Here is a 12,756-nt window from a genome sequence, read left to right as displayed (position 1 = left end):
CGTCCGCCCGGGCCGACCCGGCGCGGCACCCGGGACAGGAACGGGGCCAACGGCGCTTTCGCACGCCGCACTTCTTGCATATCGCCATGATCCGATTCTCCTCGAATTTCGCCGTTCTGATCAACCGTCAGCCAGGTGGCTCGCGCGGGTGACCTGTGGCCATCAGTCCGGCCTGGGGGCGGACGGCAGGGAAGCATCGGCGGTGCTTATGTCGCCTGCTGTGAGGGACCCGCCGATGCCTTGGGAGCCGGACCGTACCCGCATCTCTGCTCGCCGTGCTGGGTGCTTTACGCGGCAGTTTCACCTCGCCGACCTTCTCCACGTTCGCCGCGCTGGTCACCGGACTGAGTGCGAACATCGGCCAGGGCACGGTTACCGGGATGCTGCTGGGCGCGAACTTGACGCGTCACTGGTCCCACGACCGGGCCCACTCCTTCTTCGCCCGCGCCCGCTGCGACCCGCAGACGCTTGGTGCGTCGCTGTCCCATCTGGTGGTGCGCTCGCTGGTGCCCGACGGCACCCCGCTGACGGTGGCGGTGGACGACACGCTGTCCAAACGGCGCGGGAAGAAGGTCTTCGGTGCCGCCTGGCAGCACGACGATTCTGCCACCGGCCGCGATGGGAACGGCTACGGCACCTGCTTCGTCGTCCTGGGGTTGGTGGTGGAGCTGCCGTTCCCGTCCCGGCCGGTGTGCCTGCCCATCGCCGCCCGACTGCACCGCCCGAAGGGCGAGCAGACCAAGGTCGAGCTCGCCGCCTCCATGATCCGGTTCCTGGCCGCCTGCCACTGGAGCCGGCGTATCGATGTGGTCGCCGACGCCGCCTACCACGGCCGTGCATTGCGTGACCTGCCCGCATCGGTCACCTTCACCACCCGGGTGCCGTCCAACGCGGTGCTCCACGCGCTCGCTCCGCCGCCGACCGGACGGCGCGGGCGGCCCCGCCTGAAGGGCGGGCGGCTCGCCACGCCGGCCGAGCCGGCCGCCACGCGGGTGTTCACCCTGCCAGCGGTGGTCCGCTACGGTCGCATCGAGACGGTGTTCGCCGCCGAGACCACCTGCCTGTGGTACGGCTCCTTTCACACCCGCACAAAACTTGGCGTGACGGTTGGTCAGAACGAAAGGTCGAGCTCCAGGGAGGTGCAGCACAAATCGCTCGGGGCCGACGGTCTATGCGGCGCCGTTGGCGCCCGGCACGGGCATGGTTGCGGAGAACTCCCGGTGGATAGGGCCGGTGGATGCGGAAAGGCGGGCCGCCGCCCCGCCACCGCCGTGGCGAAGCAGGAGGATCTCGGCGGCGACTGACAACGCTGTCTCCGCCGGGTCGGCACCGCCCAGGTCGAGACCCACGGGGGCGCTGAGCCTGGCCAGTTGGTCGTCCGTCAGGCCCGCTGCCCGCAGTGACACCTTGCGCTGCTCGATGCTGCGGCGCGAGCCCATGGCGCCGACGTAGGCCAGGTTCATCCGCAATGCGGCCTTGAGCAGGGGGATTTCGAACTTCGGGTCGTGGGTCAGCGAGACGACCACGGTGCGGGTGTCGACGCGCCGCGCCGCTGCCTCGGCGGTGAGGTGGCGGTGGGGCCAGTCCACGACGACCTCGTCGGCGTCCGGGAATCTCTCGGGGGTGGTGAAGACCGGGCGGGCGTCGCACACGGTGACCCGGTAGCCGAGCAATGAGCCTTGGTGGGAGAGGGCCGCGGCGAGCTCGCCCGCGCCGTAGACCAGCATGCGGGGCGGCGGGGCCAGGCAGTTGATGAACACCTGCAGGCCGCCGGCCGGGCTGGCGGTTTCGAGTGGGAAGGTGCCCGGGCGGCCGTGCGCGAGCAGCCGCCGGGCCGCCTCGGTGATCTCACCGTCGAGGGTGGACCTGCCGGTGCTTCCTCTCGTGCCGTCGGCCCAGCAGACCAGGTGGGCGCCCGGCTGCCGTGATCCGTCGCCTTCGACGACTGTGGCCAGGGCGACGGCGGTGCCCGACCTCATGTGCTCGACGAGGTAGCCCAGTTCGGGGAAGGCTCGTCGGTCGACGCGTCGACGAAGACGTTGATGGTGCCGCCGCAGGTCAGGCCGATCGCTCCGGCGTCGTCGTCGCTGACGCCGTAGCGTTCGAGTACGGGGATGCCGTCCTGGATGGCCTGGTGGCACAGGTCGTACACGGCGCCCTCCACGCAGCCGCCGGACACGCTGCCGGTGACCTTGCCGTCCGGGGTGGAGAGCATGATCGCTCCGGGGCGGCGTGGGGCGGAGCCGAAGGTGGAGACGACCGTGGCGAGGGCGCAGGGCGTACCGGCTTCCCAAAGGGCATGCAGCCGCTCCCAGGTGGCGTGCTCCGGGGTGGTGGTCATCGTCCGCCTCGGATGATCTTGTCCTGGGTGATGGGCAGGTCACGGATGCGATGCCCGGTGGCGTGGTGGACGGCGTTGCCGATGGCCGCCGTCGCGCCGCACATGGGGGCCTGCCCGAATCCGCGGGCGCCGAGGGCCTCGCTCGTGGGATCCGGTTTGTCCACGAACAGGGCCTGGATCTCGGGGATGTCGGCGTTGACGGGCAGGAGGTAGCCGGAGAGGTTGGGGTTGACGATGCGTCCCAGGTGGGGGTCGACGAGGGTGTGCTCGGTGAGCGTGAAGCCGACGGCCCAGACGAAGCTGCCGATGACCTGGCTGCGCAGCGTCCGGCGGTTGAGGACCCGGCCGGGGTCGAACGCTCCGAGCATGCGGGTGACGCGGACGCGGCCGAGCCGCGGGTCGACGCGGACCTCGGCGAAGACGGCCCCGGTGGCGTACTGAGCCGGGGTTTCGGGGGCGGGCTCGACGCCGGCCTTGAGGGGCTTGCCGTGGCGGGTGAGGACGGCGCGGACGCTGTCGCGGCGCCGGGGCAGGTCGGTCACGTACAACTCCCCGCCCTCCGCGCTGATCCGGTCGGCCGGGACGCCGTGCAGCGGTGAGCGCTCGTCGGCGACCGTGAGGTCGATCAGGTCCTTGCGGGCCTGGGTACAGGCCCGGTTGACGGCGGCGCCGACACTCGGAACGGTCGAGGACGCGCCGGACATGGACGCGGACGGGTAGGCCGTGTCGCCGAGTTGGAAGTCGACGTCCGCCAGTTTCAGGCCGAGGACCTGCGCGGCCACCTGGGACATGACCGTGTAGGTGCCGGTCCCGAGGTCGTGGGTGGCACTCTGGACGATGGCCTTGCCCTGGGTGGTGAGTTCCACGCGGGCGGCCGATCCCGGGATACCGCCCGCCGAGTGGGCGATGGCTGCCATGCCCGAGCCGATCAGGGTGTCGCCGTCGCGCATCGCCCCGGGGCGCGGATCGCGTTCGCTCCAGCCGAACGCGGCGGCGCCGTGCCGGTAGCACTCGTCGAGCCGTTTGCTGACCCAGGGCTTGCCTGTGTCGTAGTTGACGGACGCGTGGTTGCGCAGGCGAAGTTCGACGGGGTCCATGTCGAGGGCGTAGGCCAGCTCGTCCAGGGCCGACTCCAGGCCGTGGGAGGCCATGGCCTCCGGCGCCCTGATGTAGGCGGGCACGGGCAGGTCGAGGCGGACCGCGCGCTGGGCGATGTGCAGGTTGGGGCAGGCGTGCAACAGGCGGGTGGCCGTGCTGTGGTTGTAGAGGCTGTCCTTCTCGGTACGCGAGGTCTGCTGGGTGGAGTCGTGGTCGATGGCGGTGATCGTGCCGTCCCGCTTCGCGCCGATCCGCAACCGCTGGTGGCCCTCGGCGCGGTGCCCGTGCGCGGTGTAGGTGTGCGCACGGGTCAGCACCAGCTTGACCGGGCGCTTGAGCTGTCGGGCGACGGCGGCCGTGAGCAGGGTGGACGGCCAGGGCCCTTGGCTCCGAAGCCGCCGCCGAGGTACGGCGAGAGCACGCGGACGTTCTCAGGCGGCACGCCGAGCGCCTCGGCGGCGCACGCCTGTATGACGGTGACGCCCTGGGTGGACTCGTGCAGTGTCAGCCGCTCGCCCTCCCAGACGGCGATGGCCGCGGACGGCTCCATCGGCTGGTGGTGCTGCATGGGCGTCGTATACGTGACGTCGACGCGGACGTCGGCCTGCGCGAACCCCTGGGCGGGGTCCCCGCGGGTGATCTCGTTGGGGCCGTCGCTGCCCGGCGCGGGGACGTACGCCTCGTCCATCGCGTCGGCGAGGACGGCCTGGGGAGTGCGTTCGGCGTAGGAGACCTGGACGAGTGTCGCCGCGTGCTGGGCCTGCTCCAGGGTGTCGGCGACCACGAAAGCCACGGGCTGGCCGCTGTGGTGGATGTGCGCGTCCTGCAGCGGCAGGACCTTCTTGATGAAGGACGGATGGGTGGGCACCTTCAGGCGGGGCATGGTGCGGTGGGTGAACACAGCCCGTACGCCGGGCGCGCGCTCCGCCGCGCCGGTGTCGATGCGGGTGATGCGCCCGCGGGCGATGGTGCTCAGGACGAGAGAGCCGTGCAGTACGTCCCGGACCAATGCGTCGGCCGCGTAGGTGGCCGCCCCAGTCACCTTCGCGCGTCCGTCGACACGGGCGACGGGGCGGCCCACGATCGGGCTCATCGCTTGCCTCCGAGGGTTTCGAGGATGTCGGCGAGGGCGCGCTGCACGAGGTCGACCTTGAAGGCGTTGTGTTCGCGCGGCGTGGCGTCCTTCACCAGGGCGCGACCTGCCATGGCGATCGTGACCTCGGTCAACGGGCGGTTCCGCAGGGCCTGTTCGGCCTTCGGGGAGCGCCACGGCTTGGGTGCGATGCCGCCGAACGCGAGGCGCACGTCGCTCACGACCCGGCCCTTCAGCGTCAGCGCGGCCGCCACGGAGACCACTGCGAACTCGAATGAGGCCCGGTCGCGCACCTTGAGATAGCGGGAGTGACGGGCCAGCGGGCTCTGCGGGATCTCCACCCCGGTGATCATCTCGCCGTGCCGCAGCCCGGTCTCCCGGTGCGGAGTGCCGCCCGGCAGCAGGTGGAGGTCCCGGAGCGGAAGGGAGCGGCGGCCGTCCGGTCCGAGGGTGAGGACGACGGCGTCCAGCGCGGCAAGCGCGACCGCCAGGTCGGAGGGGTGCACGGCGATGCAGTGGTCGCTGCCGCCGAGGATCGCGTGCCAGCGATTCTGCCCCTTGAGGGCCGGGCAACCGCTGCCGGGCTCCCGCCGGTTGCAGGGACTTCCCGGGTCGCGGTAGTACCAGCACCGGGTGCGCTGCATCAGGTTCCCGCCGACGGAGGCCCGGCCCCGCACCTGCGGGGAAGCGGAGGCGAGCAGCGCCTCGGACACGACCGGGAAGTGCTCCCGTACCACCGGATGCTCGGCGACGTCCCGCATCCGGGCCGTGGCCCCGATGCTCAACCGACCGTTCCGCAAGGTGATGTGGTCCAAGGGGAGACTGTTCACGTCCACGACGAGATCCGGGGCGAGGACACCGTCCTTCATCAGATTCGTCAGCTCGGTCCCGCCCGCGATGAACGCGCCGCCGGGACGGGCCGCGACCAACTCGACGGCCTCGGAGGCACGCGCGGTGCGCGCGTAGTCGAAGAGCTTCATCGTCCGGCCTCCCCCGCGCCGCCCCCCGGGGCGTTTCTTGCACCGTCGCGTACCGCGTCGACGATGTTCGGATAGCAGCCGCAGCGGCACAGATTGCCGCTTATCCACTCGCGGATCTCGTCGTCGGAACCGGTGCGGCCTTCGTCGATGCAGGCTACGGCCGACATGATCTGGCCTGAGGTGCAGAACCCGCACTGGAAGGCGTCGCGCCGGATGAACGCCTCCTGCACGGCGTGCAGTCGGTCACCACGGGTCAAGCCCTCGACCGTCGTGATCCGTCGGCCGTCCTCCATCACGGCGAGCGTCATGCATGACTTGACGCGCCGTCCGTCGACCAGGACGGTACAGGCGCCGCATTCGCCCCGGTCGCAGCCCTTCTTCGCCCCCGTCAGTGCGAGGCGGTCACGCAGTGCGTCGAGGAGGGTGACCCGGGCCTCGACCGTGAGCCGGTGCAAGGAGCGTGATCTCGGTCGTTGCGGCCGGCTGAGCGGCGGCCTGAGCGTCGGGACGTCCCCGTGCGCCCGCCTCCGCACCACCGGGCAGGACGACCACGGCGGTGCCGATGCCGCCCGCTTTGAGAACGGTGCGACGGTCGTGCCCGGCTGCTGAGCCTTCATCGTTCTCGGGGTTCTCGGGCATGTGTCTCCAACTCCTCGGCTGTTCGAGAGCTATTCGAGGGAGGCGCGCTCGTGTGCAGGAAAGATGCATTCGATGCCGGTGCGGTGGTGAGGGCGCCTGATGCGGTGCCCCCATCGTCCGAGCGGGAAGCAGCTCACGTCCAAAGCCTGTTTCGCATGGCCATGCACTTCAGGCATCACCGCTGCGTAAAGGGGGCAACGACGCAGCGGAATCCGGCCGTCCCGGACTACGCTCGGGGCATGCCCGACTTAGGTTCCGCACCGGACCTCGACCTGCGCCTGGTCCGATACTTCACGGCCGTCGCCGAACACCGGCACTTCGGCCGCGCCGCTGCGGCCCTCCACATCACCCAGCCGTCCCTGAGCCGTCAAGTCCGCCGACTAGAACAGCAATTGGGTGCCAGCCTCCTGGAACGCACCCCCCGAGGCACCCGACTCACCGAAGCCGGAGAGGTCTTCCTGCCCCGCGCCAAGGCCCTGCTGCGCTCAGCCGCCCAGGCCGCGGCGTACACCCGCGCCGCCGCCGAGCCACACCGCATCACCATCGGGTACACCACCGGACTCACCGTCACCCCGGCCGTGCGCGAACTGCGCAACCAGCACCCGGACGCCGACGCCCACACCCTGCACGTGGCCTGGAACGAACCGCGCGCGGCCCTGCTCGAACACCGGGTGGACGCGGTGGTGGCCCGACTGCCCTTCCCCACCGGCCAGTTGCACGTGACCGACCTGTACGACGAGCCCCGGGTCCTGCTCGTCCCCCGCGACCACCGCCTGGCGGGCAAGGAGTCCATCACCCTCGACGACATCGCCGACGAACCCCTGCCCCGGCTTCCCGACCCGGTCTGGAACGCCTTTTGGCGCATCGACCCCCGGCCTGACGGAAGCCCGGCACCCGACGGTCCCCTCGTCGAAGCCGTCGAGGACAAGTTCGAACTCATCGCCGCCGGGCAGGCCGCCGCGATCGTCTCGTCCGGCCTGCGGGCCGACCTCATCCGCCCGGACCTCACCACCGTCCCACTGCACGGCGTCGAGCCGAGCCACGTCGTCCTCGCCACCCGCACCGACGACCACAACCGCCTCGTGGCGGCCTTCCGCGAGTCCGCCCACGCCCACCTCACCGGGCGTGGTCTGTAAGCCCGATCCACCGGTGGGGAAGTCTCGCTGTCCACTGTGTCGCCCGATTCCCGCCAGATCAGCCCAGTGCGTCACCACGGAGCGTAAAGGGGTGGCAGATTCGCGGAACCCGCGCGGGTTCGCCGACGGCATGACCGGAGTCGAGGGCCGGCAACAACCGGCAACCGCCACATTGGCCGGTCATGTACCTCATGCACGGTGGGATCGACAACCATGCGACATGACACAGGAGAGCGATGTCGAGGAACTGCCGCAGCTGCGTGGCGTGCTCGTAGTCATGCCGGACGCCGGGTTTCCGGACCAGCCGATCGGCTTGCACACCAACTGGTGGAACCACGCCGCCGGGTGGCCCTCCGGCATGGGAGACCTTCCACCTGGACGAACTGCGCAGGCTGCTCGAGGACGGCTATGGCGTCGGCCGTCATCGGCTGATGCATGTCGGGGTCCGTGGCGCAGGACGGCGCGGGCTTGTTCCGGTCAGGTGGCGCGGATGCCCCGCTCCTCGAAGACCTCGCGCACGACGCCGACGGCGTTGAGCGCTCGGGGAAACCCCGCGTACGGGACGGTCTGGATGACCGTCTCGATCACCTGCCGCGGTGAGAGTCCCACCCTGAGCGCGGCGTTGAAGTGCACCTTCTGCTGGGGTGCGGTGTCACCGAAGGCAATCAGCCCGCCCAGGGTGACGAGCTGCCGCTGCCGCATGTCCAGCCCCGGTCGTGCGTACACGTCCCCGAAGGAGAACTCGACGATGTACCGGCCGAGATCCGGTGCCACGTCATTCAGGGACTCGACCACCTCGATGCCGTGCTCGCCGTCGACCTCCCGCAGTTTGTCCTCGCCCCGCGCATAACGGTCTCCGCCGGGCTCCACCTCGATCGGCTCCACCCGCACTCCCCGCTCCTCGAACACGGTGCGTGCGGCGGCCACCGCGTTGAGCGTCCGCGGCAACCCTGCGAAGGGCACCAGGTGGATCAGCGCCTCCACCACCCGCGCCGCGTCCAGTCCGACATGCAGTGCCGCGCCGATGTGGAACCGCAGCTGCGGTGCGGTGTCCCCGGCGGCGGTCAGCGCGCCGATGGTCACCAACTGCCGCTGTCGCACGTCGAGTCCGGGCCGTGCGTGCACATCCCCGTAGCCGAACTCGACCACGAAGCGCCCCAGATCGGGGGCGATGTCCTCCAGCGCCTCCACCGTGGCGAGGGCGTCCTCCCCGGCGATCTCCTTCATCCGGGCGACACCCCGTGCATAGCGCTTGGACACCCCATCATCCGCGCTGCCGGCCACCGCCACGCCCGTCCCCGTCAGCGAGGCCGCCACCGCACTGGCCCCTCCCACCACTCCGTACCGCAGCAGGGCCCGCCTGTCGCTGCCTTCCGCTCCCGCCCGCTGTCCGTCACGCCTCTCGTCCGCTGTCCCCGTTCCGTCCCTCATCCCGTTCCTCCACCAGCCGCTCGTAGTGCTCGATCTTGTTGTCGATGGCATCGAGGCTGCGCATCACGGCCTCGTGCTCCCTCCTGACCTGTGCCTGGTGGCTCCGCAACAGCTCCAGCCGCTCCCGCACGGTGGCGTCCCCGCTCCGGCGCAGCTCCGCAAACTCCAACATCCCCTGGATGGACATCCCGGTCGTGCGCAGCCGCACCAGAAATTCCATCCAGGCCAGATCCGACGCCCGGTAACGGCGCCGGCCGTCCGGCCCGCGCTGCACGCCGTCGATCAGGCCGACGCGTTCGTAGTAGCGGAGCGTCGAGGGGTTCAATCCGATCAGCTCGGACGTCTCGGCAATGGTCAGAGTCCTGTCGATCCGCTCGGTCGCCACACCACGACCGTACGAGTTGAAGCGCGCTTCAACGCAAGGGCCGGGGCAGGGACGCGTGGTCGGTGGGCGGATTCTGGGTGCCACTGCGCCTCCCGCCGTCTCGCCGGGCTGAGGCGGATTCCCGGGAGACCCGCATGAGCTCTTCGCGCGCGCTGCGGCGGCGTCATCCGTGAACGACTCGGCGGCCTCGAACCGCACGTGGCCCCCGCTGGGCCCGCCGCTTCACGGTCGGGCCGGACCTGTTCTGCGCCGCCGCGAGCTTCAGCGGACCCGTCCACCTCCTCCACCCGCGGATGCGCGAGGTATGGCCGCAGATGGAGGAGGCGTACGGAGGCGACCTGGACGCCCTGTGGGGCGACCGCGACGCCCAGCGGGCCATCTGGCAGGCGCACGACCCGCACCACTTGGCCGAGCGCCTGCGCTGCACTCACGTCTACCTCTCAACCGGGGACGGCAATCCGGGACCGCTCGATCCGCCGGGCAGTGGGTACGACCCGGCGGAAGCCGTCATCCACGACCTGACCCGCTCCCTGGATGCCCGGCTGCGGCGGCTCGGCGCCCCGGTGACCAGTCATTTCCACTCCGGCACCCACCATCCGGCCTACGGGGAGCGGGAGTTGCACCATTCCTTGCCGATGCTGCTGCGCGCTATGGGCGTGTGAACACCGCGTGCGTCAGCTCTGGGCGCGCGGAGGCGCTTCGCCGCCCGGTCGCGGGGTGGACTGGGGCGCATCGGTGGGCGGTGTGCCGGGTGTGCTGGTCTCGCCCGGGATCACGCGAGGGGCCGTCTGCTCCCGGGCCGTACCCTGCTCCTCCTCCTTGATCGCCCTGGCCTCCGCCTTGAGGATGCGCGCCGACTTGCCCGCCGAGCGGGCGAGGTCGGGGAGTTTCTTGGCGGCGAGGACGGCTATGACGACGATAAGGATGATCGCGAGCTCGCTGAGTCCGAACATGCGGGTCCTGTCTGCTGTGGGGTCGGGTCCGGGTACCGCCGGGCGCATCGGGGAGGCGGTCGGGGCGTTCCTGGTCTACAGGTGGGGTGCGATGGACGGCAGCAGGTCCTGGAAGGTGCGGCCGGTGGCGGGTTCGCCGATGGCCTTCATCTGCCAGCTGCCGCCGGTGCGGTGGACCTTGGCCATGATCTGGGCGGTGTGCTTGCCGCCTCCGGTGAGGGTGTACCGGGCCAGTTCGGCTCCGGTGGTCTCGTCGACCAGGCGGCAGAAGGCGTTCTGTACTTCGGTGAAGGTCTGGCCGGTGAAGGAGTTGACCGTGAAGACGATCTGGTCGACCTGGGCGGGGACGCGGGCCAGGTCGACGAGGATGGATTCGTCGTCGCCTCCGGCGCCGGCTCCGCCGGTGAGGTTGTCGCCGGTGTGCCGGACGGAGCCGTCATCGCTGACCAGGTGCTGGAAGAAGACAACGTCGACCTGCTGCCCTGCGGCGAAGAGTACGGCCGAGGCGTCCAGGTCGATTTCCCCGCCTCCGGTGAGCTTGGCGAGGAAGCCTTTGCGGGGTGCGGCTTGCCAGCCCAGGCCCATCCGGACGGAGGTCAGGGCGCTGCCGTCGGCCTTGTTCAGGCTGATCTGCTGGCCCTTGGTCATGTTGACCGACATGAGGGTGCTTCTCCTTCGGGTTTGGTGCTGTTGAGGGAACTGTCCGGGACCGTCTGCTCGCCCGCCCGCCCGCTCGCTCGCCCGTCCGGACCGGCACGGCTGCTAGCCGGTGAGCGGGGGGCTGCTCTTGGAGTCGGTGGTGGGGGTGGCGGGGGACGGTGTCGTGGGCGGATCGGGGTGAAGGGATGGATCCTCGCTGATTGCCCGGCGCAGGTGGGGCAGCATGCCGCGCTTCAGCAGGGCCTGCTGCCAGTCCAGCCGTGCCTGCTCCAGCCGCGCGGGGGTCACGGAGCCACCGCGCCCGCGTATCGCCGTGCCCGGCAGCGTGGCAAGGGCGATGAGAGCGCTCAAGGCCGCGACGAGCGCGAGGATCCAGCCGACGGCTATGAGCGAGCCGGGCAGTGTGCCCCGAACGCCGGTCAGCTGGAGCAGGTAGCCGAGGACGAGCAGGACAGCGGCGGACGAGGCGGCCACCGGCAGCGTGAGCACCGCAAGGGCGGCCACCGGGCCGGAGCCGGCGGGTCGGTGCGGTGTGGTCTCCTCGGCGGACGCGTTCGAGGCGGAACATGTGAGATACGTGCGGTATTCGCCGCAGGCCGCCGCCGTGATCTCGTCGGCGTCGGCGAGTGCCCGGCTGCGCAGGCGCGTGGCGGCCAGGCCGCTCGGGTCGGCGCGCAGGGCGCCCAGGATGTCCGGGGTGGCCAGCGCCAGGTGCAGTACGGCTTCGAAGTCCGCCCGGTCCTCGGGACGGAGGCCAGAGGGGTCGGCCACGTGGTCTCCTGACGGCTGGGAGGTGCATCGGCCTGGACGAGGGTGTTTCCGGGCCCGCCCCCGGGGATCAGGCCCGGGGGCGGGCTGCCTGTGTCAGACGCCGACGCCGAAGTCGGAGGCGATCCCGGTCAGCCCGGAGGCATAGCCCTGGCCCACGGCGCGGAACTTCCACTCGGCGCCGTTGCGGTAGAGCTCGCCGAAGACCATGGCGGTCTCGGTGGCGGCGTCCTCGGAGAGGTCATAGCGGGCGATCTCGGCGCCGCCGGCCTGGTTGACGACGCGGATGAAGGCGCCCCGGACTTGGCCGAAGCTCTGGCCGCGGCTCTCGGCGTCGTGGATGGAGACCGGGAAGACGATCCGGTCGATCTCGGCGGGCACGCCCGCGAGGTTCACCTTGACCACCTCATCGTCGCCCTCGCCCTCACCGGTGAGGTTGTCGCCGGTGTGCTCGACCGAACCATCGGGGCTGGTGAGGTTGTTGTAGAAGATGAAGTGCTGGTCGGACAGCACCTTGCCCGAGGCGTCGAGGAGCAGGGCGGATGCGTCGAGGTCGTAGTCGGTGCCGGTGGTGGTGCGTACGTCCCAGCCCAGGCCGACCAGGACGGCGGTCAGGCCCGGTGCCTCCTTGCTGAGCGAGACATTGCCACCCTTGGCCAGGGAAACTCCCACTGCGTACTCCTTCTCGATGCGTCAGGTCAGGCCCGGCAGGCCCGGGAGTTAAAACTACAACACTGTAGAAAACGAGCAAGGGTTTGCGTGATCCTCGGGGCCGGCCGTGTCGCGTATGGCCGAGAAACGGTGGGTGCAGTGAAGTGGCCGGTCAGTCGCGGGAGTTGCCGAAGATGATGCGGTAGCCGATCAGCAGGATCAGCGCGCCCGCGATGGCCGAGCCCCAGGTGGCGGCGTCGAAGAACTCCCGCTGCACCGGCCGGTCGAGGAACCTCGCTGAGAGTCAGCCGCCCAGGAAGGCCCCCGCGATGCCGATGACCGTCGTACCCATGAGTCCGCCCGGATCGTGCCCGGGCAGGACGACCTTGGCCATGGCCCCGGCGAGCAGCCCCAGAACCAGCCATGCGATAACGCTCATGTCTGCCGTCTCTGCTTGTGTCGATGCCGTCGGTGCGGCACGGAAGAACCTGTCCGGGCGGCCTAGCTTCTACAGTCATGTAGATGCTGTAGTGGGGGGGGTGCTTCTATCTGTTTGGTCAAGGTCTGTGGGCTTGGTCAGGCTGTTTGTTGGTGCCCGGGTTGGTAGAGGGTGCGGTGCTT

At 70.4% G+C, this 12,756-nt stretch carries 14 protein-coding genes and 2 pseudogenes; 3 read left to right on the top strand and 13 right to left on the bottom strand.

Annotated elements, in window-relative coordinates:
* Positions 1-266 precede the first annotated feature (266 nt).
* Positions 267-1,091 (top strand): annotated as a pseudogene (locus GAS53_RS57115) (IS701 family transposase); the annotation flags it as partial.
* Positions 1,092-1,169: 78 nt separating this feature from the next.
* On the opposite strand, the gene GAS53_RS58140 reads toward GAS53_RS57115, so the two are convergent.
* From GAS53_RS58140 to GAS53_RS43680, 6 genes are read right to left on the bottom strand one after another with little or no spacing between them, the layout of a single operon-like run.
* Positions 1,170-1,979: an XdhC family protein gene (locus tag GAS53_RS58140; protein WP_318723695.1), complete on the bottom strand. Its 810-nt coding sequence runs from the start codon at positions 1,977-1,979 to the stop codon at positions 1,170-1,172.
* Positions 1,976-2,341 (bottom strand): XdhC family protein, encoded by a 366-nt coding sequence (locus GAS53_RS58135; protein WP_318723694.1) that lies wholly within the window; start codon positions 2,339-2,341, stop codon positions 1,976-1,978. Before GAS53_RS58135 ends, GAS53_RS58140 begins: the two co-directional genes overlap by 4 nt.
* Complete coding sequence (locus tag GAS53_RS57835; RefSeq protein WP_263974225.1) at positions 2,338-3,759, bottom strand: xanthine dehydrogenase family protein molybdopterin-binding subunit; 1,422 nt, start codon at positions 3,757-3,759, stop codon at positions 2,338-2,340. Before GAS53_RS57835 ends, GAS53_RS58135 begins: the two co-directional genes overlap by 4 nt.
* Positions 3,750-4,532: a xanthine dehydrogenase family protein molybdopterin-binding subunit gene (locus GAS53_RS57830; protein WP_263974223.1), complete on the bottom strand. Its 783-nt coding sequence runs from the start codon at positions 4,530-4,532 to the stop codon at positions 3,750-3,752. The genes GAS53_RS57835 and GAS53_RS57830 overlap by 10 nt, the downstream gene beginning before the upstream one ends.
* Positions 4,529-5,512 carry an FAD binding domain-containing protein gene (locus tag GAS53_RS43685; protein WP_151483339.1) on the bottom strand — a complete coding sequence of 328 codons (984 nt, stop codon included), beginning with the start codon at positions 5,510-5,512 and terminating at the stop codon, positions 4,529-4,531. The genes GAS53_RS57830 and GAS53_RS43685 overlap by 4 nt, the downstream gene beginning before the upstream one ends.
* Positions 5,509-5,967, bottom strand: a complete 459-nt coding sequence (locus tag GAS53_RS43680; RefSeq protein ID WP_318723692.1) for a (2Fe-2S)-binding protein — start codon at positions 5,965-5,967, stop codon at positions 5,509-5,511. The genes GAS53_RS43685 and GAS53_RS43680 overlap by 4 nt, the downstream gene beginning before the upstream one ends.
* 423 nt (positions 5,968-6,390) lie before the next feature.
* Between GAS53_RS43680 and GAS53_RS43675 the strand changes: the two genes are divergently transcribed.
* Entirely contained in the window at positions 6,391-7,287 is an 897-nt protein-coding gene (locus GAS53_RS43675) for a LysR family transcriptional regulator (RefSeq protein ID WP_151483337.1), read from the top strand.
* 477 nt (positions 7,288-7,764) lie between these two features.
* Here the strand turns inward: GAS53_RS43675 and GAS53_RS43670 are convergent, their stop codons facing one another.
* Positions 7,765-8,718 carry a carboxymuconolactone decarboxylase family protein gene (locus GAS53_RS43670; protein WP_225859456.1) on the bottom strand — a complete coding sequence of 318 codons (954 nt, stop codon included), beginning with the start codon at positions 8,716-8,718 and terminating at the stop codon, positions 7,765-7,767.
* Positions 8,681-9,103 (bottom strand): MerR family transcriptional regulator, encoded by a 423-nt coding sequence (locus tag GAS53_RS43665; RefSeq protein WP_225859455.1) that lies wholly within the window; start codon positions 9,101-9,103, stop codon positions 8,681-8,683. Before GAS53_RS43665 ends, GAS53_RS43670 begins: the two co-directional genes overlap by 38 nt.
* Positions 9,104-9,396: 293 nt before the next feature.
* Between GAS53_RS43665 and GAS53_RS43660 the strand changes: the two genes are divergently transcribed.
* Positions 9,397-9,765, top strand: coding sequence for a hypothetical protein (locus GAS53_RS43660; RefSeq protein WP_151483336.1), 369 nt, complete (start codon positions 9,397-9,399; stop codon positions 9,763-9,765).
* A gap of 12 nt (positions 9,766-9,777) precedes the next feature.
* Here GAS53_RS43660 and GAS53_RS43655 read toward each other — a convergent pair whose 3' ends face one another.
* The 5 genes and pseudogenes from GAS53_RS43655 to GAS53_RS43635 all read right to left on the bottom strand — a co-directional run bounded on the left by GAS53_RS43655 (position 9,778) and on the right by GAS53_RS43635 (position 12,574).
* Positions 9,778-10,056 (bottom strand): twin-arginine translocase TatA/TatE family subunit, encoded by a 279-nt coding sequence (locus GAS53_RS43655; RefSeq protein WP_151483335.1) that lies wholly within the window; start codon positions 10,054-10,056, stop codon positions 9,778-9,780.
* A gap of 75 nt (positions 10,057-10,131) precedes the next feature.
* Positions 10,132-10,716 (bottom strand): TerD family protein, encoded by a 585-nt coding sequence (locus GAS53_RS43650; protein WP_151483334.1) that lies wholly within the window; start codon positions 10,714-10,716, stop codon positions 10,132-10,134.
* A 102-nt stretch (positions 10,717-10,818) separates the two neighbouring features.
* Entirely contained in the window at positions 10,819-11,487 is a 669-nt protein-coding gene (locus GAS53_RS43645; RefSeq protein WP_151483333.1) for a hypothetical protein, read from the bottom strand.
* Positions 11,488-11,580: 93 nt separating this feature from the next.
* A complete protein-coding gene (locus GAS53_RS43640; RefSeq protein WP_151483332.1) occupies positions 11,581-12,156 on the bottom strand; it encodes a TerD family protein in 576 nt (191 codons plus the stop codon).
* Positions 12,157-12,307: 151 nt separating this feature from the next.
* A pseudogene (locus GAS53_RS43635) lies at positions 12,308-12,574 on the bottom strand (GlsB/YeaQ/YmgE family stress response membrane protein).
* Positions 12,575-12,756 lie beyond the last annotated feature (182 nt).

Origin of the sequence: Streptomyces albicerus, assembly GCF_008905045.1 — a bacterium.
Lineage (GTDB): Bacteria > Actinomycetota > Actinomycetes > Streptomycetales > Streptomycetaceae > Streptomyces > Streptomyces albicerus.
The sequence above is the reverse complement of the archived record's forward strand: the minus strand, read 5'-3'. Positions and strand labels throughout refer to the sequence as shown.

Coding starts and splice junctions, on each gene's coding strand:
- GAS53_RS58140 (WP_318723695.1), bottom strand. CDS start 1,979: ATGAGGTCGGGCACCGCCGTCGCCCTGGCCACAGTCGTCGAAGGCGAC.
- GAS53_RS58135 (WP_318723694.1), bottom strand. CDS start 2,341: ATGACCACCACCCCGGAGCACGCCACCTGGGAGCGGCTGCATGCCCTT.
- GAS53_RS57830 (WP_263974223.1), bottom strand. CDS start 4,532: ATGAGCCCGATCGTGGGCCGCCCCGTCGCCCGTGTCGACGGACGCGCG.
- GAS53_RS43685 (WP_151483339.1), bottom strand. CDS start 5,512: ATGAAGCTCTTCGACTACGCGCGCACCGCGCGTGCCTCCGAGGCCGTC.
- GAS53_RS43675 (WP_151483337.1), top strand. CDS start 6,391: ATGCCCGACTTAGGTTCCGCACCGGACCTCGACCTGCGCCTGGTCCGA.
- GAS53_RS43670 (WP_225859456.1), bottom strand. CDS start 8,718: ATGAGGGACGGAACGGGGACAGCGGACGAGAGGCGTGACGGACAGCGG.
- GAS53_RS43660 (WP_151483336.1), top strand. CDS start 9,397: ATGCGCGAGGTATGGCCGCAGATGGAGGAGGCGTACGGAGGCGACCTG.
- GAS53_RS43655 (WP_151483335.1), bottom strand. CDS start 10,056: ATGTTCGGACTCAGCGAGCTCGCGATCATCCTTATCGTCGTCATAGCC.
- GAS53_RS43650 (WP_151483334.1), bottom strand. CDS start 10,716: ATGTCGGTCAACATGACCAAGGGCCAGCAGATCAGCCTGAACAAGGCC.